Below are 298 nucleotides of genomic sequence, written 5' to 3' on the forward strand. Positions count from 1 at the left end.
GAATGAGAAATGGAGTGATCAAGACGCCGATAATGCTGGACAAAGACGCGTTGAAGATAGCGCCAGGTACATTTCCTTTGCCCACGCTGGTCATAGCAACTGACGAGGATACCGTGCTTGGCAATACGAATAGATAGCAGAAGCCAAACGCGAGGGCCGAAGGCATATAGGCTAGAAACAGGTCACCAAAGATCACCCACAGCAAAGGGTAAAAGATGAAGGTCGCGGATTGAATAAACAGGTGCAGACGCCAGTTACTCAAGCCCGCTTTGATAGCACTTGGCGCAAGACCCAGACC

1 protein-coding gene is annotated in these 298 nt (G+C 50.3%); it reads right to left on the reverse strand.

Features of this window, described 5'->3' with window-relative positions; translation table 11 throughout:
• The coding region (locus tag AB4585_RS29060; RefSeq protein ID WP_372172265.1) for a bile acid:sodium symporter at positions 1-298 on the reverse strand (298 nt) is incomplete at both ends.

It is taken from the genome of Vibrio sp. 10N.222.49.C9 (genome assembly GCF_041474985.1).
Lineage (GTDB): Bacteria > Pseudomonadota > Gammaproteobacteria > Enterobacterales > Vibrionaceae > Vibrio > Vibrio crassostreae_C.